We start from the raw sequence: 2,078 nt of genomic DNA, 5'->3' as shown, positions 1-2,078 counted from the left end.
GCGCAGTTTGAAGAACTGGAAACATTTGCGAGTTTTGGCGCACGATTGGATGACAGCACACTAAAAACTATCGACCATGGCCGACGCATTCGTGCTTGCCTGAAACAAGCAGAGTCCACGCCCATCTCGATGGTTGAGCAAATTGCAGTATTACTGGCATTAACCGCTAATCTATTTGATGAAGTCCCTTTAGATGAAATGAGCCAAGCCGAGCTTGCAGTACGCGCGGCCACTGCCGATATCCCTGTTGAAATTACCGCAAGATTAGCAAGCACCGAAAAATTAACAGATGAAGATCGCGACGGGATTTTGCAGCCGGTCCGTGATGCACTTGCACCATTTATGCACAGTCAAAAGCGAAAGGAAATCACATGAGTGAAGGCGTTACCAGTCTACGTCACCAAATCACCAATGCGGAAGAACTTGACTCTGTAGTGCGAAGTATGAAAGCCATGGCGTCGTCTAATATCAGTCAATACGAAAACGCAGTTCGCTCGTTGGATGATTATTATCGTACCGTGCAACTTGGGTTAACAGCCTGTTTTCAGCAACATAAATCCACCCGTTCCATCGCTAAACAAGCGCAACCAGATAAAGCATCCATTGGTGTAATCGTATTTGGTTCTGACCAAGGCCTGGTCGGGCAATTCAATGAAGTCATGGTGGAGTTTGTCAGCAATTCATTAATGAAGTTACCAGGCAATAAAACCCTATGGGCTGTGGGCGAACGTCTTCAGTCACGGCTAGCAGACACCAAGCTCACACTGGAGCGAGGCTTTATGCTGCCAAATTCCATCAATACTGTTTCGACACTGGTGGGTAACATTTTGATAGAAATGGAAACGCAGAGAGAACAAGGCACTATTGATAAAGTATATCTTTTTCATCATCGTCCCCATTCTGGTTCAATATACACCCCAGTAAGCCAACAACTTTTACCGCTGGATCACCATTGGCAACATAACCTTGCTAGTATTCATTGGCCGACCAATAACTTACCCGAGGTCATGCCTGAGCGGGAGCAAACGTTACGCGCTATGGTGCGCGAATATCTTTTTGTCAGTCTGTTCAGAGCTTGCGCAGAATCACTTGCCAGTGAAAATGCCAGTCGTTTGTCTGCAATGCAGCGAGCAGAAAAAAACATCGACGAACTGCATGCAAGTCTTAAGCAAAAATTTCATAGCCTACGTCAAAGTGGTATCGATGCGGAATTGTTCGATGTCATCTCTGGATTTGGATCAATGGAATAAAAATAGGTTGAATATCAAGGAGCCGAATACTGCTTTGTTTTATTTCAGCTCTACGACTGTAATAATCTGAAGTGCTGCAACCCCCAACCCATACTGAAATGACTAACTAACCTGAACTAGGGATAACTAACTGAGAAAGCCAACCGGACTAAGGAAAGCATAAAATCATGGTGTTAACCAATCCAACGACTTTGTAGATTACTGGGTAACTAGAACGCCTTAGCTGATGGCAAGTTACAATTGGATACAGTGTCCTGATTACAACTGCAATATAGTGACCCCACTAACATTAAACAGACGTAATAAGGATCCAAAAATGAAAAAAATCTGCTTCGCGATTTCAGCAATCGTAATGTCAAGCCATGTCATGGCACAGGACAACACTTACATTCGCAACGGTAATATATACAGTAATCAGGGCCAGTATTTTGTTGGCGCAGGCGTGGCCACTGGCAGCAAGTTTTTTAAAGGGCAAGACGACCAAACAGGGGTGTATTTTAACGGTGGTTACCACGGTGAAGACTTTAACGCCGATTTAAGCGGTATCAATTATCGTTTTTTAGGTGACAATGACAGCGCAATAAATTTCAGTGTTTTTATTGTTGCCAACCCAGGCTTTGATGCAGACAGCGCCGATGTGCTAAAAGGCATGAAAGATCGTGATTTCAGTGGTGATTTAGGCTTAAATGCCGATTTCCATGTAGGCGAAGGCACGCTTTCGGCTAAATTTCAGCACGATGTCACCAGTGTTTACAATGGCTATCAGGCCGATATTACTTATTACCATCCAATGGATTTAGGTTTTGCCAGCTTAGTACCTTATGCCGG

General features: G+C 44.2%; 2 protein-coding genes and 1 pseudogene. All 3 read left to right on the top strand.

Going from position 1 to position 2,078, the window contains the following annotated elements:
- Positions 1-375: pseudogene (locus CXF78_RS15145) on the top strand (F0F1 ATP synthase subunit alpha); the annotation flags it as partial.
- A complete protein-coding gene (locus CXF78_RS15140; RefSeq protein ID WP_011638501.1) occupies positions 372-1,250 on the top strand; it encodes a F0F1 ATP synthase subunit gamma in 879 nt (292 codons plus the stop codon). The pseudogene CXF78_RS15145 and the gene CXF78_RS15140, both read left to right, overlap by 4 nt.
- Positions 1,251-1,566: 316 nt before the next feature.
- A partial coding sequence (locus tag CXF78_RS15135; RefSeq protein WP_102037261.1) for a MipA/OmpV family protein occupies positions 1,567-2,078 on the top strand: 512 nt, incomplete at its 3' end.

Source organism: Shewanella sp. 11B5 (assembly GCF_002836795.1).
Taxonomy (GTDB): Bacteria; Pseudomonadota; Gammaproteobacteria; order Enterobacterales; family Shewanellaceae; genus Shewanella; species Shewanella frigidimarina.
This window is presented reverse-complemented; position numbering and strand designations above follow the sequence as displayed.

What these genes read in the sequence shown, in the direction of transcription:
- CXF78_RS15140 (WP_011638501.1), top strand. Translation starts at nt 372, where the DNA reads ATGAGTGAAGGCGTTACCAGTCTACGTCACCAAATCACCAATGCGGAA.